Source organism: Dyella sp. (assembly GCF_036568765.1).
Classification (GTDB): domain Bacteria; phylum Pseudomonadota; class Gammaproteobacteria; order Xanthomonadales; family Rhodanobacteraceae; genus GSA-30.
In genome coordinates this window covers 1-23624 of sequence record NZ_DATCRY010000010.1, presented here as the reverse complement: position 1 = coordinate 23624, position 23624 = coordinate 1, and the positions used below count along the sequence as shown (strand labels likewise).

Here is a 23624-nt window from a genome sequence, read left to right as displayed (position 1 = left end):
CGCGTACATATCGGCTAATCGACTTTTTGCTGTCCCGGCAGCACGCCGAGGCATGCAGCACACATGACCGCTCCTCTACGCATCGCCGTCCTCGCCTCCGGACGCGGCAGCAATCTGGCCGCGCTGCTGACTGCACGCGAGTGCGGCGGACTGGCGATCCAGCCCACGCTGGTAGCTAGCGACAAGGCCGACGCTGGCGCCTTGCGCCTGGCAGAGGCGGCTGGCGTGCCGACCCTCGCGCTGAATCCGCGCAGCTATCCGAGCCGCCGCGATTTCGACCTGGATTTGTTCGCCCGCATCGCCGACAGTGGAGCCGAGCTGATCGTGCTCGCCGGCTACATGCGCATTCTCGATGGTGGAGCCTTGCAGCCCTGGGTGGGCCGCATGATCAATATCCACCCTTCCCTGCTGCCGAAATACCGAGGCTTGCACACGCATCGCCGCGCCCTCGAAGCTGGCGATGCGGAACATGGCGCCAGCGTGCATTACGTCACAGCCGAACTCGACGGCGGCCCGGTAATCGCACAGGCGCGTATTTCCGTCATGCCGAACGATGACGAGGACACACTCGCACAGCGGCTGCTGGCGCATGAGCATCGGCTACTGCCGGCAGTGGTCGGTTGTATTGCCGAAGGGCGGCTGGGCCTTGCGGGGGCGGACACGGTCCTGTTCGATGGCGCTGCGCTGACGGCACCGTTGCGACTGCTTGAGGGGCAACTGCACCCGCATCCATGATCCCGCCTGCCCTGTAGATAAGCCAAGAGGTAGCCGCGGGTTACCGCTGAAACCGCCCCGACAAAACTGCCACGCAAGCATCTGCGGCCATTCACATCATCCGTTCAGGATCGCAGCGTAGACTGCCGCCCTTATGACTATCCAAACCCGTACCCGCATTCTCATCGCTGGCCTGTTGGCACTGTCTTCCACCGCGGTCCTGGCGGTGACGCCGACCCCTTTCACTGCGAAGTACCAGGTACTGCAAGGTGGCCAGGCGATCGGCGAGGCAACGCTGACCCTGAAGTCCGCCGGTGGCGGCAGTTGGGTCTACAGCAACGACGTCAAGAGCACGGGCGGACTAGCTGCGGCACTGGGCGCCAGCTCGACCGAAACCACGCGCTTTCGCATCAATCAGGGCGCGCCGGAAACACAGGTCTACGATTCGCGCGTCAATGCCTTCAAGACCAAGACCCGCCATGTCGAAGTGGACGCCAATCGCCAGGTGACCATCGACGAAGGCAAGGGGCCGTCGACCTATGCCGGCGCGGCGGGCATGGTCGACCGCAATCTCGCTCCGCTGGCGATCGGCTGGGTGTTGCGCGCAGGCAAGCAGGAAGTGACGCTGCCTGTGGCAGTCAAGCGCAACGTCGAGACGCAGCAGTTCAAGGTCACCGGCAAGGACAACGTGCAAGTCCCCGCCGGCACTTTCCAGGCCGAGCGCGTGGAGCGTACCGATAACGACAAGGCTTTCAGCGCCTGGTACGTACCGCAGAAATATCCCGTGCCGGTGAAGCTGGCGCAGAGCGACGGCGGCGATCTGACACTGCAATTGATCAGTTATCAAGGCGGCAAATAAACCGTCGAGGCATAGCAAAAAGCCCCGTTGTCGCGGGGCTTTTGTTTATGGACTGTCGATCGTCCTCAGGACGGCAGCCGGCGAATCTTCGCGCCAAGCACACCGAGCTTCTCTTCGATGTTCTCGTAGCCACGATCGATGTGATAAACGCGATCGACTGTGGTATCGCCCTGCGCGACCAGGCCGGCAAGCACCAAGCAGGCGGACGCGCGCAAGTCGGTCGCCATGATCGGCGCACCGCTCATCTTTTCCACACCCTGGATGATGGCGGTGTTGCCCTCCAGGCGGATGTCCGCGCCCAGACGCTGCAACTCGTGCGCATGCATGAAGCGGTTCTCGAACACCGTCTCGGTGATGACGCCCACGCCCTCGGCAATGCAGTTGAGCGCGGTAAATTGCGCCTGCATGTCGGTCGGAAACGCCGGATAGGGCGCCGTGGTGATGTTGACCGCCTTCGGGCGGCGACCCTGCATATCCAACTCGATCCAGTCCGGACCGGTGGAAATATGCGCGCCGGCATCTTCGAGCTTGGAAAGCACCGATTCGAGCGTGCTCGCGCGCGCATTGCGTGCGCGGATCTTGCCCCCGGTCATCGCCGCACCGACCAGGAAAGTGCCGGTCTCGATGCGATCGGGCAACACTTCGTACTCAGCGCCATGCAGGCGCTCGACGCCATGGATGACCATGGTCGACGTGCCTGCGCCTTCGATGTGCGCACCCATCGCAATCAGGCAATTGGCCAGGTCGACGACCTCGGGCTCCTGCGCTGCGTTCTCGATGATCGTGGTGCCTTCGGCAAGCGCAGCGGCCATCATGATGTTCTCGGTACCGGTCACGGTAACCATGTCCATCGCAATGCGTGTGCCCTTCAAGCGCTTGGCGCGGGCCTTGATGTAGCCGTTCTCCACGACCACTTCGGCGCCCAGCGCCTCAAGGCCGCGGATATGCTGGTCGACCGGACGCGAGCCGATCGCGCAGCCGCCCGGCAACGAGACTTCGGCCTGGCCGAAGCGTGCCACCAGCGGCCCCAGCACCAGGATCGACGCGCGCATGGTGCGCACCAGATCGTAAGGCGCGAAGTAGCGATCGGTGGGACGCGGATCGACATGCATCTTCATGCGATCGTCCAGCACCAGTTGCGTGCCCATCTGGCCGAGCAGTTCGATGAAGGTGGTGACGTCGTGCAGGTGCGGCACGTTGCTGATCGCCACCGGCTCGTCGGCCAGCAGGCAGGAAGCGAGAATCGGCAACACGGCGTTCTTGGCACCGGAAATGCCCACTTCGCCATGGAGCGGCTCACCACCGCTGATCAGGATCTTGGCCATCAAATTTCCTTGGAAACGAATCTAACGAAAGCGCGGCGCGACCGATCAACGGCGCGCCGCGGCCTCTTCTGGGGTCAGGGTCTTCAGCGCCAGGGCATGAATCGCACCGCCCATGAGATCGCCCAGGGTCGAATAGACCAGGCGATGACGGGCCAGGGGGAGCTTGCCGGCGAACTGGGCGGCGATCACCTCGGCTTCGAAGTGCACGCCGTCGTCGCCGCTGACGTCGGCGCGCGCGCCGGGCAGGCCGTTTTCAATCATTGCCTGAATGGTGACTGCGTCCATGGGGTTCCTGCTGAAGATCGAGAGCGGCGCGAAAGGGGGCGGCCATGCATACTTCCGCCCAACGCGCCGTCATATAACGGTAAAATGCGAATATGCCATGGTAATGGAAATCTTCTGTCGCAGAAACGACAGCGGGCTTCCGGCAAGCCAGCGGCACCGTACAAGGAGGTCGCCGGCCATGTCCCAAAGCCGGCCCACGGACCTTGAAGATCCAGCCCCCGAGGATGCATGAACGCCAACTTCGCCAGCCCCAACTCGCCGGTTCTGATCGACGCCGATGCCATCGTGCGTAGTGCCCGGACCGTGATTGCCACCGAGGCGGCCGCCATCCACGCGCTGGAACCGCGTATCGGACGCGACTTCGTCGAGGCCTGCCGGTTGATCCTTGGCTGCGCGGGCCGTGTGGTAGTCATTGGCATGGGCAAATCCGGGCATATCGCGCGCAAAGTCGCCGCTACCCTGGCCTCCACAGGTACCCCGGCCTTCTTCGTGCACCCGGGGGAGGCCAGCCATGGCGACCTGGGCATGATCCTGCCCCAGGACGTGGTATTGGCACTGTCCAATTCGGGCGAAACCGACGAGATCCTGTTCATCCTGCCGGTGATCAAACGCCAGGGCATCCCGCTGATCGCGATTACGGGCAACGAGCAATCCTCCCTGGCACAACAGGCCGATCTGCATCTGGATACCAGCATCGCTGTAGAAGCCTGCCCGCTCGGTCTGGCTCCGACGGCGAGCACTACCGCCGCCCTGGTCATGGGCGACGCGCTGGCAGTCGCGTTGCTGGAAGCGCGCGGCTTTACCTCAGAGGATTTTGCCCGCTCGCACCCTGCCGGCAGCCTGGGGCGTCGATTGCTGCTGCATATCAGCGACATCATGCATACCGGCGAAGGCATTCCGACGGTGCGGCCGGAAGCCACGCTGACCGAAGCGTTGATGGAAATGACCCGTAAGCACCTGGGCATGACGGCCGTGGTCGATGCCGACCGTCGCCTGATCGGCGTGTTCACGGACGGCGACTTGCGCCGCGCGCTGGACGACGACGGCGTGGACCTGCGCGGCGCGAATGTGGCCGAGCTGATGACCCGTGGCCCCAAGACCATCAGCGCCGACAAGCTGGCCATCGAGGCGGCCCAGCTTATGGAAAAGCACCAGATCCACGCCTTGCTGGTGATCGACGAGCAGCAGAAAGTCGTCGGTGCGCTTAATATTCATGATCTGCTCCGCGCTCGCGTGGTCTGATGGGCGAATCAATCCGAACGGGGGAACGGATCGCGGAAGCGCCTGGTTGTAGGCTTCCGTAACGCTCGCGCGTTATCGATCCGTCCCATGGCCGTCCGCGGCCCCCTCCCCGCCCAGCAACGCATTCCAGGTCCTGTCCCGTGTCCAGCTATCTCGCCGACGTTCCCGCCGATGTACTTGCCCGTGCCGCCAAGATTCGTCTGGCGGTGTTCGACGTGGACGGCACGCTTACCGACGGTCGCCTCTGGTACGGCGAAGACGGGCATGAGGCAAAAATTTTTCACGTCCACGACGGGCTTGGCCTCAAACTCTTGCAAAACAATGGCATACAGGTAGCGATCCTGTCCGCCCGAATCAGCCACCCCGTCGCGCTACGTGCCGAAGAACTGGACATTGCGCACGTCTATCAGGGCCAGAACGACAAGCGCGCCTGCCTGCACGAATTGCTCGATGCGCTGAAACTGGCGCCCGATCAAGCCGCTTTTGTCGGTGACGACCTGCCCGACCTGCCGGCGATGAGCATCGTCGGGTTGGCAGTTGCCGTCGCCAACGCCCACCCCTGGATCGCCGAGCGAGCCCATTGGCAGACCCGGCGCAGCGGCGGTATGGGCGCAGCCCGCGAGGTGGCCGATCTGCTGCTGATCGCCCAGGGCCGCGCCGATGCGGAACGGGAGCGTTGGCGATGAAGTTGCCCGGCGTCTTGCGCGATCGCGGTACGCCCGTGCTGATCGCGGCCCTGCTGTTGGCGATCGGCCTGGTGCAGGGCGTTTATTGGTGGCTGGCGCCGTCGCCCAAGGTCAGCGACTTCGTTGGCCCGCCGCGCTCCGGCTACACCCTGACCAATTTCCGACTCTGGTCCTACGACGAGGACGGCCAGCCGAGCTTCGGCATGACCGCGCCTCACCTGGAACGCCGCGAGGGCGACGAATCGCTCTATATCAATGCCCCCAAATACGACCTGCCCTCCAACCAGGCCGGCGTGCCGGACTGGTCGGGCGACTCGACCTATGCCTGGGTCGACAAAGCTGGCACCTTGCTCAAGTTGCAGGGCGCGGTCTATATGCACCGGCCGGCCTTCGCCGATTCGCCGGCAGCCGAACTGCATACCTCCGAGGTCACCGCCTGGCCGAAGGAGAACCGCATGGAGACTGCGGAACCGGCGCAGTTGACCCAGGGCGAAAGTAGAATGAACGGCGTCGGCATGCGTGCCAACCTCAACGACAATCATCTGGAGCTTCTCAATGACGTCCACGGCACCTTCGTCCCGCGCCCGCGGAGTCGTCCGGTACAGCCTGCTAGCCCTCGCGCTGCTGGCGCTGCAGCCAGCCATGGCAAGAAAGGATGACCGCGACAAGCCGATGAACGTCGAACACGCCAATTCGTTCGACGGCGTCAACGCTCCCAACAGCGTGTCTACGCTCAAGGGCAATGTGGTGATCACCCAAGGCACGATGAAAGTGACCGGCGACCTGGCAAAGATCTATTTCGATGGCGACCAGAACGTCAGCCGCATGGTGATGACCGGCAAGCCGGCGCATATCCAACAGATCGACGACGCCGGCAATCTGATGACCGGCGATGCCACCCAGTTGGATTACGACAATATCAACGGCATCGCGGTACTGACCGGCAATGCCGTGGTCAAGCAACAGGGTCGTGGCGATGCGCACGGCGACAAGCTGACCTACAACACCCAGACCAGCCAGATGACCGGCGAAAGCGGCGGCGATGGCCGCGTGACCATGACTTTCCTGCCCAAGCCTCGCACCGCCCAAGGCGCAGCGCCGGCCAAGACTGGCACCGCCCCGGCACCCACGCCGGCACCCGCGCAATCGGCCGCGAAGCCTTGAGGAGTTGTTGTAGCTAATGCTTTCCGCCGAGGGTTTACAAAAGAGTTTCCGTACGCGCCAGGTCGTGCGCGATTTCGCCTTCTCGATCCGTGAGGGTGAGGTCGTGGGTCTGCTCGGCCCCAACGGGGCCGGCAAGACCACCTGTTTCTACATGATCGTGGGCCTGATCGAAGCCGATGCGGGCCTGATCAAGCTCGACAAGCAGGACATCACCGGCCTGCCGATGCATTCCCGCGCCAAGCTGGGCATCGGCTACCTGCCGCAGGAAGCCTCGGTGTTTCGCCGCTTGACCGTGGCCGACAACATCATGGCCGTGCTCGAGTTACGTGACGGGCTCGACCAGCGCCAGCGCAATGCCGAACTGGAAAGTCTGCTGGACGAGTTGAAGATCGCACATATCGCCCAGCAGAAAGGCATCAGCCTTTCCGGTGGCGAGCGCCGCCGCGTAGAGATCGCCCGCGCCCTGGCCGCGCAACCGCGCTATATGTTGCTGGACGAACCGTTCGCCGGCGTCGACCCGATTTCGGTCGGCGAGATTCAGCGCATTGTGCGGCACCTGAAGGAACGCGGCATCGGTGTGCTGATCACCGATCACAATGTCCGCGAGACCTTGGGTATTTGTGACCGCGCCTACATTCTTAACGATGGCGAGGTGCTTTCGCGCGGTACGCCGGCGCATATTCTGGCCGACGAGAAGGTGCGCGAAGTCTATCTGGGTCGCGAATTCCGGCTGTAGGCAATGTTCCCCGCGCCCTACCGGACGCTGCGCGGCCGGTAGGGCGGGGCTTGCCTTAACGTAAGTCTGATCTAAATCACATTCGTCTATATGTCCTAACCGCCCTGGCAACTAGGGCTATGGTCGCCCCGGGTCTTGAGGGTTAGGATGATCACTAGCTCAACGTTCACCGGCTCGCATGAAAACCGGATTGCAGTTTCGCCTCAATCAGCAGTTGACGCTCACGCCACAGCTTCAGCAGGCGATTCGCCTGTTGCAACTGTCGCAGTTGGAGCTGGAGGCCGAGCTGCGTCAGATTGCCGAAAGCAATCCCCTGCTCGAGTTCTCCGAAGATTCCCCTGACGGCGCCATCGGCGACGAAAATAATTACGAAGCAGCCGAAACCGCGCCCGCACCGGCGCCGGCGTCCAGCTCCGATAGCGACGGCGCATCGAGTGACGATGCCGAGGCTGTCGACTGGAGCGATAGCCCGGGAGACGAGCCGATCGATTTCTCCAATGGCAGCGGCGGCAGTCGCTCCAATCATGGCGACGAGGACGGCTTCGAGCCACAGAATGCCGCGCCGGAGACATTGCAGGAGCACTTGCTCTGGCAGCTCAATCTCGCCCATATGACGCCGCGCCAGCGCACCATCGCGACGGTGCTGATCGATGCGATCAATGCCGATGGTTATCTCGGTGAAGGCCTGGAGGCAGTACTCACCGCTCTTCCGTCCGACCTGAAGGCAAGCATGGAGGAAGTCGAAAGCGTGCGCGGCATCGTGCAACGCTTCGATCCGACCGGCGTGGCCAGCCTCGATTTGCGCGATTGTCTGCGCGTGCAGCTCGAGCAGTTCGATCCGTCCACGCCGCACCTGGAACTGGCGCTGCGTATTGTCGACGCCGAACTTGAATTGCTCGCGCGAAACGATGTGATCAAGCTCGCACGACGTCTGCGCGTCGAGCCAGAAGATGTCGCCGCCGCTTCGGTGCTGATCCGCAGCCTCGACCCTCGTCCTGGCGCGGCGATGGACCCGACGCCAGTGGAATACGTCGCACCGGACGTTTATGCGCGCAAGGATGGCGGCCGCTGGCGTGTGAGCCTCAATCCCGATTGCCAGCCACGCCTGGGTCTCAACCAGCACTACTGCAACCTGATCGCGCAAGCGCGCGGCGAGGATGCCAGCTGGATGCGCGGACAGTTGCAAGAAGCACGCTGGCTCATCAAGAGCCTGGAATCGCGCGCCGAAACCTTGCTCAAGGTGGCCGAGGCCATTGTCCGTCGGCAAAGCGCTTTCCTCGACTACGGTCCTGAAGCCATGCATCCGCTGGTGCTCCGCGAAGTGGCCGAGGAAGTCGGCATGCACGAATCGACAATCTCCCGTGTAACCACGCGCAAATACATCCATACGCCTCGTGGCACGTTCGAGCTCAAGCACTTTTTCTCCAGCGGCGTATCTACCGAAGACGGCGGCAGCGCATCGGCCACGGCTATCCAGGCCATGTTGCGCAAGCTCGTCGATGCGGAAGACACCCGCAAACCGTTATCCGACCAGGCGATCGCCGAAGAACTGCGCCGTAAGGGCATCCAGGTGGCACGCCGCACGGTCGCCAAATATAGGGAGGCTATGCGCATACCGAGCTCCAGCGAGCGGCAACGCGCCGGTTGAACGGCAAGCAAGCGAAAACTGCACGCGCGCGGAACTTGATCGCGCCAAGAATGTTCCCAGCTTATGACTGACGGTGTGTCGGTCTCGCAATCCACCGCGACGACGCATCCAACCCAAGCCGCGCAATGCGGCCAGCATCATGAGGAGGCGCAACATGCAATTCCAACTCAGCGGTCAGCAGATCGAAGTCACCCCGGCCTTGCGGCAACATGCGATGGCCAAGCTCGACCGCCTCACCCGCCTCGACGAGAAGATACTCAGTCTCAGCGTCGTACTTTCGGTCAGCAAACTCCAGCAAAGAGCCGAAGGCAACCTGGTCGTCAACGGGACCCAGTTGCACGCCGAAGCCATCGAGTCGGACATGTACGCTTCCATCGATATCCTGTTTGACAAGCTCACCGCGCAACTGCGCAAGCATCGCGACAAGCTTTGCGACAAGCACCAGCGCGAAGTCCGCCAGGAACGCCAATACGGCTGACGGCTTGGCGCCTCCCCCGGCCCCCGTGTCGGGGGAGGCATCCTGTAGGGCCCAGTAGCCCTTTTCCTTCCGAAATACCCTTTTCCTCCGCCCGCTCCCGGCAACGCCATGGGGCTGGCGCTGACGGGGCGGTACCGCGCCCCCCCCCCTGCCGCAGCGCACAATCGAGCCCAAGCTGGCACAATGTCGCCAGTTGCCCGCGCCCCGGATGGGCGAAGGATCCCGATTGGACCGCCTCACCGCTCGACAACTTTACGACGGCGTTCACGAACGCATGGCCCTGCGCTGGGTGTCCGGCATGCGGGGTGAAGCGCGTGTGCTCGAGCAAAGCGTGACCATCAGCCGGCGCCCTTCGTTGATCGGCTATCTGAACGTCATTTACCCGAACAAGATCCAGATCATCGGCAGCGAGGAACTGAATTTCCTGGACGGCCTGGATTCACGGCAGCGCTGGGAAGCGATCAACAAGATCGCCGCCTACCAGCCCGTGGCGATGATCGTCACCAAGGATCAGGCCATTCCGTCCGACTTGCGCGAGGTGGCCGAGGAAACCAATACCCCCTTATGGATCAGCTCCAAGCGCGGCCACGAGCTGCTGACCTGGATGCAGTACTACCTGGCGCGCATGCTGGCGCCGCGCATGACCTTGCACGGGGTTTTCCTTGAGGTTTTCTCTATCGGCGTACTCATCACCGGCGAATCGGGCTCGGGCAAGAGCGAGCTGGCGCTGGAACTGATCAGCCGCGGCCATCGCCTGGTCGCCGACGACGCCACCGAATTCACCCTGATCGCCCCGGACGTGATCGACGGCACTTGCCCCGAACTGTTGCAGGACCTGCTGGAAGTACGCGGCCTGGGCGTCTTGAACGTCCGTGAGATGTTCGGCCATACCGCGGTCAAGCCATCGAAGTACCTGCGCCTGGTCGTTCATCTCAAGCCTTTGCGAGACGGCGAAGACACCGACGCCATGAACCGGCTCACCGGCGATGTGGGGCGGCGCGAGATCCTCGAAGTCCAGGTCCCGATGATCACCATCCCGGTCGCCCCCGGCCGTAACCTGGCAGTCCTTGTGGAAGCGGCTGTGCGCAGCCATGTATTGAAGAGCAAGGGCATCGATCCGGCACAGACCTTCATCGACCGCCAGGCGCACCAGATGCGCCGGCTGCCGCCCTGGTAAGAGCCAAAGAACCTCATGAGCGAGTCATCGCAGCTGGTTTCCAGCATCGAACCGAACGAAACGCACCTGATCGTCCTGACCGGCATGTCCGGCGGGGGCAAGACTGTCGCCCTGCGCGCGCTGGAGGACCTGGGCTTCTTTTGCGTCGACAACCTGCCTACCACCCTGCTCCAGGACCTGGTCGGCACGGTCATTCGCAACGACAAGAGCGGACAGCGCAAGCATATTGCGGTGGGTATCGATGTCCGCAACCGCGGCGACGATTTCCATCAGGTACCGCAGGTGATGTCGGAGCTGGCCTCAGCCGGCGTGCAAGTGCACCTGATCTTCATCGATTGCCGTGACGATATCCTGATCAAGCGCTATTCAGAAACGCGCCGCAAGCATCCATTGTCCGTGCGCGGCCTGTCGCTGGCCGACGCGATCGCCGAGGAGCGGCGTATCCTGCGACCGTTGTCGTCGCTGGCCGAGAAGGTCATCGATTCGAGCGAGCTGAACGTGCATCAGCTGCGCCGTCTCATCGCCACCGGCTACGCCGAGGCAACACGCGGGTTGACGCTGATGTTCGAGTCGTTCGCTTATAGGCGCGGCCTGCCGCCAGACGCCGACTTCGTATTCGACGCGCGCTGCCTGCCCAACCCGCACTGGGATGTGCGCTTGCGGCCCTACTCCGGCAAGGACGCGCCAGTACGGGAATTTCTGGACCAGCAGCCGATGGTAGGCGAGTATTTCGCCGATACCAGCCGCTGGCTGGATAATTGGCTTCCGCGGTTCGAGCAAGACGACCGCAGTTATGTGACTATCTCCATCGGATGCACCGGCGGCCGCCACCGCTCGGTTTACCTGGCCGAGAAACTGGCCGCACATTACCGCGAGCAACGCGACAATGTGCTGATTTTCCATCGTGAGCTTGAGTAGTAGTTGTCATGCACGCCATAGCAAACCACTGGGGGGCACGACGACCATGAGCGTCGGAGTGATGTTGATGACGCACGAGGCCGTCGGCCAGGCATTGATCTCGGCCGCACACCATGTGCTGCCCACGCTGCCGCTGAAAGTCGAGGCGGTCGAGGTGCCGGGACAGGCCGATCCGGATGTCATGCGTACGCTGACCGAACAGCACGCACGTGAACTGGATCAAGGCGACGGCGTGCTGGTGCTGGCCGACCTGTATGGCGCGACGCCGTGCAATATCGGCCTTTCGCTAGGTTCGGCAGGCGTGCGCCTGCGGTGTGTCTCCGGCTTGAACCTGCCGATGTTGCTGCGCGTACTCAATTATGCGGAAAAGCCGCTCGACGAACTCGCGGAAATTGCCGCGACCGGTGGCCGCGGGGGAATCTTCATCGATCATGCTTGAAAAAGACATTGTCATTTCGAACAAGCTCGGCCTGCACGCACGCGCTTCGGCCAAGCTGGTGCAACTGGTGCAGAGTTTCAAATCCACGGTATGGCTGGTCAGCAGGGGGCGTGAGGTCAATGCGCAAAGCATCATGGGCGTCATGATGCTGGCTGCGGGCCTGGGAACGCCGTTGACGATTCGTGCCGAGGGCCCCGACGAACAAAACGCGCTGAATGCGGTAGTGGCGTTGTTCGATCGCAAATTCGACGAAGGTGCTTGATGGCGCGAAGGCATAGGGACGATCAACAGAAGCCAACGGCGCATGCGCACGCCGGAACTTTCCGCGCGCATACCGCTCTGTCTGACTCCCCCGATGCATCGAACGTCGCCATGCTCCTGCTGCTCGTACATCGTTCGTATCTCCTCCTGGGAGCATGCCCATGAGGCAGCTGCTGCCCGGCACCTCCGCTTCCAAAGGCATGGCCCTGGGCCGTGCGCGACTGGTACAGCCAAGCCGCTATCTGGTCGATACCCGCCCCTTGGCCGAAGAGGAGGTCGACAGCGAACTGGAACGCCTGCACCGCGCACTCGATATGGCGCGGCAGGAATTGCGTGAGCTGCGCGGCAAGTTGCACGGCGCGCTTGCACGCGAAGTCAATGAATTCATCGATGCGCACAGCCTTCTGTTGGACGATCCCGAATTGCTGCGAGGCCTGGACGATCTCGTGCGCATCGGCCATTACCGGCCCGGCGCGGCACTGAAGAAACAACGCGATCGCCTCGCAGCCATCTTCGAGGCCATGGACGATCCTTATCTGCGCAGCCGCAAGGAAGATATCGACCAGGTCATCAACCGGGTGATCTCGGCCCTGCAGCGCCAGACCAGCGTGGAAGAGCGCAAGATCGCCGCGCGCGTGGGCGAAATCCTGATCGCCGACCTGATCGCGCCGGCGGATATGGCGCACCTTGCGGGCAACGGCCTGCTGGGTGTCGTGGCCAGTTCCGGCAGCCCGTACTCGCATAGCGCGATCCTGGCACGCAGCCTGGATTTGCCCATGCTGGTCGGCGTGCGCGACGCGCTTTCCACCATTCACGACGATGACCTCATCCTGCTGGACAGCGAACGCGGCGAAGCGGTGGTACATCCGACGGCGCAGGATCTGGCCCGCTATCGCGCCTGGCAACGCGAGGCGGCACAGGAGGGGCGGCGCCTGGCAACGCTGGCCCATGCGCCTACGCGCACCCGCGACGGCGTCGATATCCGCCTTTACGCCAATGCCGAAATGCAACCGGATATCGCCGCCGCCCGCGCGCGCGGTGCCGACGGTGTCGGCCTGTATCGCACCGAATTCCTGTTCTTGCGCCATAAGGGCCTGCCGTCGGAAGACGAGCAATTCATCGCCTATCGCGATCTTGTGCTCGGCATGGGCGGCCTGCCGGTAACGATCCGCACATTGGATCTGGGCGCCGACAAGGCCGATGCCGCCGGCCTGGCCCTGCGCGGCGAAGACAATCCTGCACTGGGTGTGCGCGGCGTACGCCTGTCGCTCCGCTACCCAGCCGTATTCACCACGCAGATTCGCGCCATCCTGCGCGCAGCCTGCTACGGTCCGGTGCGCGTACTAGTACCGATGGTCACCCAGCCGGACGAACTGATCGCCGTACGCACGCTGTTCAAACTGGCGCGTGCCGACCTCAAGCGCGAAAACATCGATCTGCCGGAAAAACTCTCGCTCGGCGCAATGATCGAAGTCCCGGCCGCGGCGATCAATGTGCGCGAGCTGCTCGATCATGCCGACTTCCTGGCGATCGGCACCAACGACCTTGCGCAGTATGTGCTCGCCGCGGATCGCGGCAACGATGCGCTGGAAAACATCTACAACCCATTGCAGCCGGCACTGCTGCGACTCATCTCGCATGTCATTACCGCTGGACGCCGCGCGGGGAAACCCGTCAGCCTGTGCGGCGAGATAGGCGGCGACATCAATTTCACCGCACTGCTGATGGCGCTGGGCTTATGCGAGTTCAGCATGCACCCGGGCCAGTTGCTGGCAGTGCGCGACCGCATCGCCACGCTGGATTTTCATGCGTTACGCAAGCATGCGCCACGACTGATCCGCGCGCGCTCGCACGAGGAAGTAGCCGGCTTGCTGAACGACATCGGGACCGGCGAAGTCGCGCCTGCCTGAGGCAGGCTATACGCCATCGAAATCCCTCAATAAACGAGTCAGCGCTTTCAGCGCAGCAGCAGGTGTTTCATCGTATTGCGCGCGGATGATCGCGCCATCGATAGCGACGGCGATGGTCACCGCATCGCCGCGGCGGCGCGCAGATGCGGATAGAAACATCGAGACGGCGTCGACCATCGACTGCTTGTGGTGACGCGATACATCCAGCACATCCGGCAGGCTGCCTCCCAACTCCACCACGCTGTTGATGAAGGCGCAACCGCGGAAGGTTTCGGATTCGAACCATTCGCGCATGCTCTCCACCACCGCACGCGCCAGCTTGCCATCGCGGGCGCCGTGTCGACCCAGCGCATCGACGAACCACGCTATCCAGCGCTCGTGGCGATAGTCCAGAAAGGCCTGCACCAGGTCGTTCTTGCTCGGGAAATGGCGATAGAAAGTGACCTTGGTGACCCCGGAGTCGGCGATGACCCGATCGATCCCGGTCGCACGAATCCCATCGCGATAAAACAGGTCGTGAGCGGTGTGCAGGATGCGGTCGCGAGGGCTTGCCTGACTGTTCATGGCGCCATGGTAGACAAGTCTGTCTACATTCGCTAGCCTCGTCATGTAGACAGCTCTGTCTACACCTCCTCAAAGGCCAAGCCATGACTACCAAGCCGCCGGTCCCTCCTTTCACCGAAGAAACCGCCAAGCAGAAAGTCCGTCTCGCCGAAGACGCCTGGAACAGCCGCGATCCGGAACGCGTGTCGCAGGTCTATACCGTCGATACGCACTGGCGCAATCGTGCCGAGTTCATCGATGGCCGCGATGCCGTACGTGCATTCCTGCAGCGCAAATGGGATCGCGAACTGGACTACCGCTTGATCAAGGAATTGTGGGCGTTCAAGGACAATCGCATCGCGGTGCGCTTTGCTTACGAATGGCACGACGATTCGGGACAGTGGTATCGCAGTTACGGCAATGAAAATTGGGAGTTCGACGAGAACGGCCTGATGAAGCATCGGCATGCAAGCATCAACGATCAGCCGATCGAGGCGGACGAACGTAAGTATCATTGGCCTTCCGGGCGCAGGCCGGACGATCACCCCGGCTTGAGTGATTTTGGGTTTTAAGGGCGACGTTGGCGCGGCGCCTGAGGCTTTGTTGCCCCCTCACCCCACCCTCTCACCCGGCGAGCCAGGGAGAGGGAGCCGACTGCGGCGAATCTCGGTGTTTCGCGCTTGCGTAACTTGCTCCCGCCCTGGTTTACCGGGGAGGGGCGGCGTAGGGTAAGTACTTGCCTCAGCTTTTCAAGGCTGGCAAAGAGCCCGTAGGCTCCCGCAAGAGCTTCCCCCTGCCAGACAGTTGCTCTCCCCCGCTACGTCTGGAGAGAGGGAGCAGATTACGTAAGTGCGATGCAGTGTGGCTTGCCTCAGCCAGCTCCCTCTATCGCTCGATACTAGTCAAAAACGCCTCCAACAGCGCGCCGCGATACTTCCCTTTGTGCAGCAGCAAAGAAAGCTTGCGCCGCAGATCCAGAAACGGCGTCCGCAACACATTCAATCGCCCTGCAGCTACGGCATCCACGATGGCTACCTGCGGCAAACACGCAATACCGAGCCCGGCCACCACCGCCTGCTTTATCGCCTCCGTCTGATCCAGCTCAAGCACCGTCTCCCCAGGCGGCAGCAACGCCAGCGCGCGCTCGCTGGTCACGCGCGTCGCAGAGCCAGGTTCGCGCAATACCCAACGCGCACCGGCGAAATCTTCCGGCCGCAGGCGGCGCTTGCGCGCTAACGGATGATCCGGCGGTGCGCATACCACCAGGTCGTCATCGCGCCACGTACGCAACTCCAGCGCCGGGTGCGCGACCGGCCCTTCCACGCAACCGATATCCAGCGTGTGTTCCAGCAAGGCGTGTGCGATGGCGTCGGTATTGGCCACGCGCAGTCGCACCGCGACCTGCGGATGCGCGCGCACGAAACCACCGAGCAACTCGCCGACACGGTAATTGCCTACGGTGTTGCTCGCACCGACACGTAGTTCGCCGGCCAACACCGTTTCGCGACCGTCGAAGCGACCGAACTCGGCATGGCGCTCGAGCAGTTCCTGCGCCAGCGGCAACAACTCCCGACCGCGCGCGTTCAGGTGCAATCGCCCCCGCTCACGCGCGAAGACGGGGGCGCCCAGCAGGCGTTCGAATTCGGCCAGGGCCATGCTCGCCGCTGGCTGGGTGAGGTGCAGGGTATCTGCCGCAGCACGCAGACTGCCAAGCAATGCCGTTTGGACAAACACTTCGAGCTGGCGGGTGCTGATATGAAGCATAAATATATTTTATGCCTTATATCAGAAATTCCAAGTTTTCTTGATCGATCGGCGCCCGGACAATGATGCCACTCCAAGGAATCGCCCCTATGTCCACGCTCGCCTCCGCCCTCCCCCTCTCCCGTTTCGGCCAGCGCCTGCCGGGCCTGGTCCTGGCCATCCTGATCGCCTCGGTCGCGCTCGGCCTCGGCCGGCTGGCACCACTGGTCGGCGGTCCGGTATTCGGTATTGTCCTGGGCATCCTGGTTCGCAATCTATTGGCTCCCGGCGTGCGGTATGCCCCTGGCATCCAGTTCGCCGGCAAGCAGGTGCTGCAATGGTCGATCATCGCGCTGGGCTTCGGACTCAGCCTCGCTCAGGTCGCAAAAACCGGCCTGGAATCGCTGTCGGTGACCTTGGTGACGATGACCATGGCCTTCCTCGCCGCCTGGGGGCTCGGCCGTCTACTGAAAGTGCACGACAAGCTGAAAATCTTGATCGGTGTCGGCACCGCCATCTGCGGCGGCTCGGCCATTGCAGCGGTCACGCCGATCATCAAACCGGATGAGCACGATACCGCGTTTGCGATTTCCACGATTTTTCTGTTCAACCTGGTGGCAGTACTACTGTTTCCCCTGCTTGGGCACCTGCTGCATCTATCCGATCTCGGCTTCGGTCTGTGGGCCGGTACCGCGATCAACGACACATCCTCCGTAGTGGCCGCAGGCTATAGCTTCAGCAAAGCCGCCGGCGACTACGCCACCATCGTCAAGTTGACGCGCGCCACGCTGATCATCCCGATCTGCCTGATCCTGGCGTTCGCCACCGCATGGCATGCCAAGAAGAAGGGCAGCGGGGATTTCAGCCTGCGCCGCATCTTCCCGTGGTTCATCCTGTGGTTCCTGGTCGCTTCGGCTATCCGCAGCGCGGGACTCGTGCCGGCTGCCGCGCAACCGACAATCCATGCACTGGCCGAGTTCCTGATCATCGTGGCGCTGACTGCCATCGGCCTGTCCGCCAACCTGCGCAAGATGGCCTCGACCGGCTGGCGGCCGATCGTGCTGGGACTGGGCGTGTGGGCCGCCGTTGCCATCAGTAGCTTGCTGGTGCAGCTGACGATCGGTCAGCTCTGAGCACCCGTCAGGTTCGTCCTTGCTCGGCCAACGTCAGAGCGATCTTGTCGCGCAGATAGACCGGCAAGGCCAGCTCAGGGGCATGCGCATGCCCCTGGCGGAATTCGCTCACCGCCAGCTCGGCAACATGGCGTGCTTGTGGATAGCGCGCGCCCTCGGCCCATACCGGCTCAGCCGGCATACGTCCACGCAGAGGCGTGGCATAGGTAGCCCAGCCGGTGCCGACAATCTGCCATGCCGCTGCTTCCGGCAAGACCAGCGACTCGGCTGTACAGACGCGCTCCTCGTCGAGCGCAACCAGACCGCCCGCATCGTCGCGGCGGTAACAGGCGGCGTAGATCTCGCCCATGCGCGCGTCGATCACGGCCAGGATGGCGGCGTCTTCGTCTTCGGCCTCAAGCGCCAGAGCGGCCAGCGAGGACACCGTCACTACGGGACGATCCAGTGCAAGCGCCATGCCCTGCGCCAGCGAAACACCCAGCCGTACACCGGTGAAGGCGCCGGGACCGCGGCCCACGGCAATAGCGTCGAGTGCATGGCGCCCCAACCCCGTTTCGGCGAGCAAGGCATCGGCCATCGGCAGCACCAGTTCGGCGTGGCGACGCGGCGCCAACTCGCTTCGGGCGATAATTTCATCGCCATGCACCAGTGCAACGGAGCAGGCTTCGGTAGCGGTTTCGATGGCAAGCAGGTTCATGATCGCTCCATGGTAGCCGGATCGGAGCGCTGAGCGGAAACCGGGGCATAGCCGTACCAGTCGATGCGCCGGGTGAGATACATCAAGAGCGCGACCGCAGCCAGCAAAGCGAACGCACCGGCCAGCAGGGCATATTGCTCCGCGGCTACCAGCCCATAGAGCAAGGCATAGACCAGGGCGAGCGCGCCTCCCAGCAACAATCCCGCGCGGCGCGCGCGCAATACCGACGCCGCGTAGCCGCCGACGATCAGTACCACCGCCGAAGCTGCCGCCAGATACGCCGGTGCAAAACCGATTTGCTCCGAAAGTGCGAGCAGCAAGACGTAGAACGTGGCCAACGCCGCGCCGATCAACAGGTACTGCACCGGATGCACTCGCATACGCTTGAGCACTTCGAACAGGAAAAACACCACGAAGGTCATGCCGATAAAGAGCAGACCGTATTTCACCGAGCGCTCGCTGCGCTGATAGATATCCACCGGCTGGTAAAGCTGCACGCCGAATGCCGAGGTGCCGAGCACTTGGCCGATCCCGGCATCGGCGTATTCCCAATATTGCCCGTAGCTCCGATTCAGGTCGGACGCATGCCAGCGCGCGCTGAAATACTCCGGCCGGATCTCGCGTTCCACCGGTAATGCCGCACCGATGAAGCTCGGATCGCCCCAGGGCGCTTTTATCGCCACATCGCTGCTACGTCCCAGCGGCAATACTTGCATCGCTTCGGTACCGGCCAGCTCCATTTGTATATCCACGTCGATCGGCTTACCGTCCGGTGAATCCAGTGGCACCGGGACGACTACACTCGACAAGCCGCCCATACGCTCGGCGGACGAGGCGAACCGCGCTGGCTTGCCGTCGATGCGCAAGACGGCGCTGCGCAAACCGCGCAAATCGCTGAGCAAAAAACGCAGTTCGGCCTTGTCGACCTTCCACTGCGACGTGCTTGCGCGCTTGGCTTGCTCGACATCCTCCGGCAGGAAACGCGCTGTTACATGCACGGTCGACAGATACACCGGTGCAGCGTAAATGCCGTAGCGGCGGCTCTGTACCTGCATGCTCACCTCGGTTTGCAGATCGTCCGGCAACACCACATCGGTGGTGGCGACATCCCGTGTAGCCTGGTTATCCGCCAGCAGCACATTTCGCGTGCCCGGAATCGCGAGCACGGGGCCGCCCAAGATCTGTTGGCCGCCCCAACCTTGAGCAATCTGGGTCACGGCTGTCTCGCGCATGGCTTGCCGCTCAGTGACGAGGCTCTGCACCTGCGCCAGGGGAATGAGCATCAACAGGGCAAGCACGCCCACGCCAAGCACTTTGGCGGTTACGGTCTGCGTCCAATTCCTCATTGCCCATCTCTCCTTGGCACCTATGGCACTTATGGGCCATCTGACCACGTCAATCCGTCGGGCACGGGGCATAGGCAAGGCCAGCGGCGGCCCCGCCGGAGGCAAAGTTATGGCGCGGCGCCTTCGTCCACGAGAGTCGGCACCCGTGCGAAGAATGCCCGCACATCCGCGATATCGTTCGTTCGCGGCATCGGCGGCAGGCTGGCGAGAAACAACTTGCCATAGCCCTTGCCGGTCAAGCGCGGATCGCATAGCACCAGTACGCCGCGATCGCGTACGTCCCGGATCAAGCGACCGGCCCCCTGCTTCAGCGCAATAGCCGCACTGGGTACCTGCCAGCCCATGAAGGGATTGATCCCGGCCTGCTCCAGCGCGTCGAGCCGGGCCTGCAGCACGGGATCGTCCGGTGCCGCGAATGGCAACTTGTCGATCACCACCACCGACAGGGCGTCGCCCTGTACGTCGACGCCCTCCCAGAAACTGGCAGCGCCCAACAACACCCCATGTCCGCTCGCGCGGAACTCCTCCAGCAAGCGATGCCGCGGCGCATCGCCTTGCACGAACAGCGGCCAGGGGACGCGATTGTGCAGCAGGTCGGCAGCGCGACGCAGTGCGCGGTGCGAAGTGAACAAAAGGAAGGCGCGTCCATTGGAAGCCTCCAGCACCGGCAGCACGGCATCGATCGCACGCTCGGTGTGGTCGCGCGCCGCCGGATCGGGCAGGCCTTGCGGCAAATAACACAGTGCCTGCCTGGCGTAATCGAACGGGCTTTGCAGACTCAGCGTCTGCGGGTCGTCAAGGCCGAGCTGGCGTGCCAAGTGACCGAAATCGCCGGCCACCGATAACGTCGCCGATGTATGGATCCATGCCGCCTGTGTGCGCTCGCGCAAACCGCGCAGCGGTGCGGCCAGATCCAGCGGCGTGGCGTGCAGTGCGAAGCCGCGCGGAAATTGCTCGTACCATCGCACGTCGCGGTCACCGCCACCTTCGACGATGCGATCGAAACGATCGCTCAAGCTCGATGCGCGCTCGAACACATTGGCGAAACCACGCGAACGCTCGGCCTGCGACGCCAGTACGTCCGCCAGTGCGGCTACCAGCTCACGCACATCGTGCAGGCCTGCGCGAACATCGGTGGACGACTCGAGTTGATGGAATGGCCCGCGCTGCGGCAAGCGGTCCAGTTCCAGACGCAATTTGCGAACGGCTTCCTGCAAAGCCTCCACCGGCTCGAGCACGGCACCGATGGCGCCGGTGATGCCATTGCATTCGCTCAAGCTGTCCTGCGCCAGCTCGGTGAGTTGCCGCGCACTGACGCTTTGCGAGAAGAACTGCCCGGCCAGTTCGGGAATCTGATGCGCTTCGTCCAGGATGAAAGCCTGCGCACCGGGCAGGATTTCACCGAAGCCCTCCTGCTTGAGTGCCAGATCGGCGAACAGCAGGTGGTGATTGACCACGACGATATCGGCTTCCTGCGCAGCCCGGCGCGCCTTGATCACGTGGCAATCGTCATAGAACGGACACTCCACGCCCAGGCAGTTCTCCGGCGTAGAGGTTACGCGCGGCCACAAGGGCGATTCTTCCGGTACTTCGGCCAGCTCCATGCGATCGCCGTAGCGCGTGCGCGCCGACCAGGAGCGAATCGAAGCGAGCTGCGAAGCCTGCGAGCGATCGAAGCTGACGCCTTCGCGCACGGTCTGGTCGAGCCGGTACAGGCACAAGTAATTCGCGCGGCCCTTGAGCAAGGCCGTTTTCAAGCGTGCGCCGAGCACGGAACGTACTTTCGGAAGATCGCGGAAATACAGCTGATCCTGCAACGCCTTGGTGCCTGTCGAGACAATGACGCGCTCGCCGGAGAGCAAGGCTGGGACAAGATAGGCATAGGTCTTGCCGGTACCGGTGCCGGCTTCGGCGATCAGGATGTCGCGCTCGGCAATCGCATGCTGCACGGCGCGCGCCATCTCCTGCTGCGCCTCGCGGGGCAGGAAGTTGGGCAGGTCGCGGGCGAAAGGGCCGTCCGCACCGAGCAGTACGGAGATATCCGGGTCGGTCATCGATCTAGTATCGCCGATTTAAAGCGCCCTTTTAAGGCGGCGATCCAGGGTATCGATTTGCCGTGGCGGGTTCACTCCGGCCGCCTTCTTGAACGTTTCAGCGCGGTTTGATTGGAACGTAGCCCTGATAACTCTTGCCGTTCCGCTCCACATTGGCGCACAGGCGACCGTCGCACAACGTGACATCGGCCTGGTTGTAGGCTCGCATAAGCTCAGCCTGAATCTGATGCTCTGCGATGACTCCACGGTAATGTCGAACCATGGCAGTACCGGCGATGAGCGCCAACAGCATGACCATGGCGACCGCTCCTACCAGCCAGTGCAATTTGCGTACCGTCGATTGCATGCGCTGCTGTGCCTGCATCAAGCCCTGCGTGGCTGTCTGCATACGGGCGATACTGTCGGCGATATGTCGACCTAATCCGTCCAATGGCCCTTGCAGGCCCTGCTGCACCGATTCGTTGGCGCGGGAAGATAGCCCGCTCCAGGCCTGATCGGCGGCTTGCCGCAATACGGCAGGAGCAGATTGGCTGGCGCGTTGCAACTGCTCGACCGCCTGCCGGTTGCGTTCACCCAGCTCCTGGCTCAGCCGAGCCAGACGCGCCACCAGATCAGCCGCATGCATGGTATGACTTTGTGAATTGACCGGATTCATCAGTACGACCTCACCAAGACTGGCGCGCTGACCTGTTGTGCAAGCGACTGCGCCTCCTGCTGGGCTTGCTGGAGTTGCTGTTCCAACGCGGCCTGGTGGTCTTGCATTTCCACACGTTGCAGCGCCTGCTCGTGCCACTGCTGGCTGATATCCGAGTCGGGGAGCCGATCCAGCGCCTGACGAAATGCACGATCGTCATCTGTCATCAGCGTGGCGCACAAATGCTCGTACCAGTTATCCATCGAAGCGCCACGGCCCGGCGTTTGCAGCGCTGCCGGCGCGGGTTGCGGCTGCCCGAGATCGCCGAACAGATCGCCCAGCGTTGCATTCAGCGGCATGCCGGGTGGCAGGCGCTCATGCATCGGCCGCTGTCGCTCGAGCATGTCGTGCATATAATTATGCGTGAATATCGCACCTGGCTGGTTACCCTCTTTATCCCAGAAGTTGCCGATGCCATGACCGGCCAGGGTGGCGCCCACCTCCTGCGCAAGGTGCATGCCGGGAGACGCATGCCGCAGATAATCCTCGGCATCCATGTAGTCGACTGTCGGACCCAACGAAGTGGCCAGGACCGATACGGGGTCGTGATACATGCGGTGATTGACCACATGCTGTTGCGCGGCGGCAATATCCATTCCCAGACGCTGCGCCATCGCTGCCGCACCGTAACTGTTGAAGGTTTCAGCGTGTACGCCGAACTTCGCCGCCTGAAGCTGTGTCAGGGCGCCGCCAAGCGAATGGCCGGTGGCGCTGATGGCACTGGGCGGGATATCGAGCTCCCCGGCGATATCCAGCGCCTTGCGCATCGTTGCGGCTGCTTCAGGCCATTGGGTCGGCGCACTCATCACGCCCATGCCGACGTCGGCGAGGATGTCATGAATGCTGGACGGATCAGTGCCCTTGTTCAACACGATCAGCTCCTTGCTTGCCAAATCCTGGACCACAGCGCCACGGTAATTTGTCGCGGAGTATGGCGACACATAATGCACCAGGTATTTGTGTGTATCGCTTTCCAGCTCTTTCCTAACCTCAACTGGATCGTAGATCCTGCTAGCGAGAAAAGCATATTGCTCGGGAGGGAGTGACATGTCCTGTCTCCTTGGTGGTCACGAGTGCCATCAATGGCGCGGCGTATCATGCGACGAGCCAGCAGGGGCCGGCGACGTTACTGGTTGCACAAAAAGGCTGAAAAAACCCGGCTTGCGCAATCGAAGAGGCGCGGAGTCCTTCGAAACCGTAAGGGTGTAAGAAACGCGGACGACATGGTCCGCCATCGCCGGCGGGCTGCCGATCCAGCATCCATTGGGGTACTTAGCAGTAACAAATTTACAGATCTCTCGCGTGACCGCACCTGCACTTAGTTGCTCATCAGTCCCAAAGACACTAAAGGCTTCCCGACCGGTGCGCGTATCGAGTAGTCGAAGGCCAGGCGAAGCAAACTCCCAATTGCAGGTCGGCCGATCGAAGCGGTCCAGATAGATCACGAATTCGGCATGATCCCGTGTCGGACTCTGGTCCGGGATATCGAAATAGCCGTTCGGATAGCGAAAGTTGCCGACAAACTTGTTGGGAACATAGCCACACTCGCGCTGCTGGTTCTGATATAGCGCA

At 62.7% G+C, this 23624-nt stretch carries 26 protein-coding genes; 16 read left to right on the top strand and 10 right to left on the bottom strand.

What is annotated here, in order from left to right:
* Window positions 1-63: 63 nt before the first annotated feature.
* Entirely contained in the window at window positions 64-735 is a 672-nt protein-coding gene (gene purN / locus VIM98_RS00720) for a phosphoribosylglycinamide formyltransferase (RefSeq protein WP_331991169.1), read from the top strand.
* Between the two features lie 133 nt (window positions 736-868).
* Window positions 869-1573, top strand: a complete 705-nt coding sequence (locus VIM98_RS00715) for a DUF3108 domain-containing protein (protein ID WP_331991168.1) — start codon at window positions 869-871, stop codon at window positions 1571-1573.
* A 65-nt stretch (window positions 1574-1638) separates the two neighbouring features.
* On the opposite strand, the gene murA is transcribed toward VIM98_RS00715, so the two are convergent.
* On the bottom strand, window positions 1639-2898 hold the full coding sequence (gene murA, locus VIM98_RS00710) for a UDP-N-acetylglucosamine 1-carboxyvinyltransferase (RefSeq protein ID WP_331991167.1): 1260 nt from the start codon (window positions 2896-2898) through the stop codon (window positions 1639-1641).
* Window positions 2899-2943: 45 nt separating this feature from the next.
* The gene (locus tag VIM98_RS00705; protein ID WP_331991166.1) at window positions 2944-3183 is read right to left on the bottom strand and encodes a BolA family protein; all 240 of its coding nucleotides are present in this window, start codon (window positions 3181-3183) and stop codon (window positions 2944-2946) included.
* A gap of 228 nt (window positions 3184-3411) precedes the next feature.
* On the opposite strand from VIM98_RS00705, the gene VIM98_RS00700 reads away from it, so the two are divergent.
* The 12 genes from VIM98_RS00700 to ptsP all read left to right on the top strand — a co-directional run bounded on the left by VIM98_RS00700 (window position 3412) and on the right by ptsP (window position 13842).
* Window positions 3412-4425: a KpsF/GutQ family sugar-phosphate isomerase gene (locus VIM98_RS00700; RefSeq protein ID WP_331991165.1), complete on the top strand. Its 1014-nt coding sequence runs from the start codon at window positions 3412-3414 to the stop codon at window positions 4423-4425.
* A gap of 140 nt (window positions 4426-4565) precedes the next feature.
* Window positions 4566-5111 (top strand): HAD-IIIA family hydrolase, encoded by a 546-nt coding sequence (locus VIM98_RS00695; RefSeq protein ID WP_331991164.1) that lies wholly within the window; start codon window positions 4566-4568, stop codon window positions 5109-5111.
* Window positions 5108-5770, top strand: coding sequence for an LPS export ABC transporter periplasmic protein LptC (gene lptC, locus VIM98_RS00690; RefSeq protein WP_331991163.1), 663 nt, complete (start codon window positions 5108-5110; stop codon window positions 5768-5770). Before VIM98_RS00695 ends, lptC begins: the two co-directional genes overlap by 4 nt.
* The gene (gene lptA / locus VIM98_RS00685; protein ID WP_331991162.1) at window positions 5754-6275 is read left to right on the top strand and encodes a lipopolysaccharide transport periplasmic protein LptA; all 522 of its coding nucleotides are present in this window, start codon (window positions 5754-5756) and stop codon (window positions 6273-6275) included. Before lptC ends, lptA begins: the two co-directional genes overlap by 17 nt.
* Window positions 6276-6291: 16 nt before the next feature.
* Entirely contained in the window at window positions 6292-7011 is a 720-nt protein-coding gene (lptB, locus tag VIM98_RS00680) for an LPS export ABC transporter ATP-binding protein (protein WP_331991161.1), read from the top strand.
* A 178-nt stretch (window positions 7012-7189) separates the two neighbouring features.
* Entirely contained in the window at window positions 7190-8659 is a 1470-nt protein-coding gene (locus VIM98_RS00675; protein WP_331991160.1) for an RNA polymerase factor sigma-54, read from the top strand.
* Between the two features lie 154 nt (window positions 8660-8813).
* Window positions 8814-9137, top strand: a complete 324-nt coding sequence (gene hpf / locus VIM98_RS00670) for a ribosome hibernation-promoting factor, HPF/YfiA family (protein ID WP_331991159.1) — start codon at window positions 8814-8816, stop codon at window positions 9135-9137.
* Between the two features lie 226 nt (window positions 9138-9363).
* Window positions 9364-10314 carry an HPr(Ser) kinase/phosphatase gene (hprK, locus tag VIM98_RS00665; RefSeq protein WP_331991158.1) on the top strand — a complete coding sequence of 317 codons (951 nt, stop codon included), beginning with the start codon at window positions 9364-9366 and terminating at the stop codon, window positions 10312-10314.
* A 15-nt stretch (window positions 10315-10329) separates the two neighbouring features.
* The gene (gene rapZ, locus VIM98_RS00660; protein ID WP_331991157.1) at window positions 10330-11232 is read left to right on the top strand and encodes an RNase adapter RapZ; all 903 of its coding nucleotides are present in this window, start codon (window positions 10330-10332) and stop codon (window positions 11230-11232) included.
* A gap of 46 nt (window positions 11233-11278) precedes the next feature.
* Window positions 11279-11671 carry a PTS fructose IIA subunit family protein gene (locus VIM98_RS00655; protein ID WP_331991156.1) on the top strand — a complete coding sequence of 131 codons (393 nt, stop codon included), beginning with the start codon at window positions 11279-11281 and terminating at the stop codon, window positions 11669-11671.
* Window positions 11664-11933 (top strand): HPr family phosphocarrier protein, encoded by a 270-nt coding sequence (locus VIM98_RS00650; protein WP_331991155.1) that lies wholly within the window; start codon window positions 11664-11666, stop codon window positions 11931-11933. Before VIM98_RS00655 ends, VIM98_RS00650 begins: the two co-directional genes overlap by 8 nt.
* A gap of 160 nt (window positions 11934-12093) precedes the next feature.
* Entirely contained in the window at window positions 12094-13842 is a 1749-nt protein-coding gene (gene ptsP, locus VIM98_RS00645) for a phosphoenolpyruvate--protein phosphotransferase (RefSeq protein WP_331991154.1), read from the top strand.
* A gap of 6 nt (window positions 13843-13848) precedes the next feature.
* Here the strand turns inward: ptsP and VIM98_RS00640 are convergent, their stop codons facing one another.
* On the bottom strand, window positions 13849-14406 hold the full coding sequence (locus VIM98_RS00640; protein ID WP_331991153.1) for a TetR/AcrR family transcriptional regulator: 558 nt from the start codon (window positions 14404-14406) through the stop codon (window positions 13849-13851).
* A gap of 83 nt (window positions 14407-14489) precedes the next feature.
* On the opposite strand from VIM98_RS00640, the gene VIM98_RS00635 reads away from it, so the two are divergent.
* On the top strand, window positions 14490-14957 hold the full coding sequence (locus VIM98_RS00635; protein WP_331991152.1) for a nuclear transport factor 2 family protein: 468 nt from the start codon (window positions 14490-14492) through the stop codon (window positions 14955-14957).
* Window positions 14958-15270: 313 nt separating this feature from the next.
* Here VIM98_RS00635 and VIM98_RS00630 read toward each other — a convergent pair whose 3' ends face one another.
* Window positions 15271-16149 carry a LysR family transcriptional regulator gene (locus VIM98_RS00630; RefSeq protein ID WP_331991151.1) on the bottom strand — a complete coding sequence of 293 codons (879 nt, stop codon included), beginning with the start codon at window positions 16147-16149 and terminating at the stop codon, window positions 15271-15273.
* A gap of 89 nt (window positions 16150-16238) precedes the next feature.
* Between VIM98_RS00630 and VIM98_RS00625 the strand changes: the two genes are divergently transcribed.
* Complete coding sequence (locus VIM98_RS00625; protein WP_331991150.1) at window positions 16239-17261, top strand: YeiH family protein; 1023 nt, start codon at window positions 16239-16241, stop codon at window positions 17259-17261.
* Window positions 17262-17268: 7 nt separating this feature from the next.
* On the opposite strand, the gene tsaB is transcribed toward VIM98_RS00625, so the two are convergent.
* The 6 genes from tsaB to VIM98_RS00595 form a co-directional block, all read right to left on the bottom strand.
* A complete protein-coding gene (gene tsaB, locus VIM98_RS00620) occupies window positions 17269-17958 on the bottom strand; it encodes a tRNA (adenosine(37)-N6)-threonylcarbamoyltransferase complex dimerization subunit type 1 TsaB (protein WP_331991149.1) in 690 nt (229 codons plus the stop codon).
* Window positions 17955-19304, bottom strand: coding sequence for a cell envelope integrity protein CreD (gene creD / locus VIM98_RS00615; protein WP_331991148.1), 1350 nt, complete (start codon window positions 19302-19304; stop codon window positions 17955-17957). Before creD ends, tsaB begins: the two co-directional genes overlap by 4 nt.
* A 107-nt stretch (window positions 19305-19411) precedes the next feature.
* Window positions 19412-21358, bottom strand: coding sequence for an ATP-dependent DNA helicase (locus tag VIM98_RS00610; RefSeq protein WP_331991147.1), 1947 nt, complete (start codon window positions 21356-21358; stop codon window positions 19412-19414).
* 97 nt (window positions 21359-21455) lie between these two features.
* Complete coding sequence (locus VIM98_RS00605) at window positions 21456-21983, bottom strand: hypothetical protein (protein ID WP_331991146.1); 528 nt, start codon at window positions 21981-21983, stop codon at window positions 21456-21458.
* Window positions 21984-22012: 29 nt separating this feature from the next.
* Complete coding sequence (locus VIM98_RS00600) at window positions 22013-22924, bottom strand: hypothetical protein (protein ID WP_331991145.1); 912 nt, start codon at window positions 22922-22924, stop codon at window positions 22013-22015.
* A gap of 207 nt (window positions 22925-23131) precedes the next feature.
* The coding region (locus VIM98_RS00595) for a hypothetical protein (RefSeq protein ID WP_331991144.1) at window positions 23132-23624 on the bottom strand (493 nt) is incomplete at its 5' end.